The following is a 1322-nucleotide window of genomic DNA, read 5'->3' as shown; positions in this document are numbered from 1 at the left end:
CTCGCGGCATACGGCGATCGGGTGCGGATCGTCGACGCCGTCTATGACGAACTGCCCGAGGTGCTGGCCGGGCTCGGCATCGGCAAGGTGCTGGGCATCCTGTTCGACCTCGGCGTCTCCTCCCTCCAACTCGACGCCGCCGAGCGCGGCTTCGCCTACCGCTTCGACGGGCCGCTGGACATGCGAATGGACCCCAGCCGGGGGGCGAGCGCGGCGCAGGTGCTGCGCGACTACGACGCCGCCGGCCTGACCCGGGTGCTGCGCGACTACGGCGAGGAGCGGTATGCCGCCAAGATCGCCCGCGCGATCGTCGCCGAGCGCGAGCGGACCCCCTTCGAGACCTCCGGCCAACTCGTCGAGTTGCTCACCCGGGTCATCCCCGCGGCGGCCCAACGCAGCGGTGGGCATCCGGCCAAGCGCACGTTCCAGGCGCTGCGGATCGAGGTCAACGACGAGTTGCGGGTGTGGGAGCGGGCCCTGCCGGCCGCCCTGGACGCCCTGGCCGTCGGGGGCCGCATCGTCGTGCTGTCCTACCACTCGCTCGAGGACCGCATCACCAAGACCGATCTGGCCGCCGGTGCCCGCAGCAGCGCCCCGGTCGGGCTGCCGGTCGAACTGCCCGAACACCGCCCCTACCTGAAGCTGCTCACCCGCGGGGCCGAAGAAGCCGGCGCCGCCGAGCGGGCCACCAACTCCCGGTCCGCCTCGGTGCGGATGCGGGCCGCCGAACGCATCCGGGACACCTCGAAGGGATCACGATGAGCTCCACCGCACTGAAACTGAGCGGCGCCCCGGCCAAGGCCCCCGGGGGCCCACCGCTGTCGGTCGTGCGCGGGGGCGCTGGGGTGCGCCAGGCGTGGTTCTCCCTGGCGATGCTCGCCGTGCTCGTCCTCGGGCTGCTCGCGACCCTCGTCATCAACACCGCCCTCGCCGAGGGCAGCTACGAGCGCGGGAAGCTCGTGACCGAGTCGACCGTCCTCGCCGACCGGCAGGAGTCACTCACCACCGACCTGGACAACCTGCGCGCACCGGCGGCCCTGGCCAAGGAGGCAATGTCCATGGGGATGGTCCCGGCCCAGTCCGCCGCCTTCGTCCGGCTCGCCGATGGGGCCATCCTCGGCGTGGCGGAGGCAGCAACGGCCGACAAGCGCTTTACGGTGGTTACCTCCCCGGCACTGCCCACATCGACCGCGAAATCCTCCGCGGCGGCCCCGAGTTCGGCCCCCACCTCGAAGGACTGAGACCCAGTGACTCCCCGTAGCTCGCCACCGCAGGTGCGGCAGCCGGCGAGGAGTCGCGGCGGTGCTGCGGCACCGCCGCGC

Annotated in this window: 2 protein-coding genes; both read left to right on the top strand. The window is 72.6% G+C overall.

Going from position 1 to position 1322, the window contains the following annotated elements:
- The coding region (gene rsmH, locus BN11_RS17820) for a 16S rRNA (cytosine(1402)-N(4))-methyltransferase RsmH (protein WP_048699640.1) at positions 1-762 on the top strand (762 nt) is incomplete at its 5' end.
- Entirely contained in the window at positions 759-1241 is a 483-nt protein-coding gene (locus tag BN11_RS17815) for a hypothetical protein (protein WP_048699639.1), read from the top strand. The genes rsmH and BN11_RS17815, both read left to right, overlap by 4 nt.
- The last annotated feature ends 81 nt before the right edge of the window (positions 1242-1322 follow it).

It is taken from the genome of Nostocoides australiense Ben110 (genome assembly GCF_001050535.1).
GTDB lineage: Bacteria > Actinomycetota > Actinomycetes > Actinomycetales > Dermatophilaceae > Nostocoides_A > Nostocoides_A australiense.
Note: the sequence above shows the minus strand (reverse complement) of the source record. Positions and strands in the feature narration are given on the sequence as shown.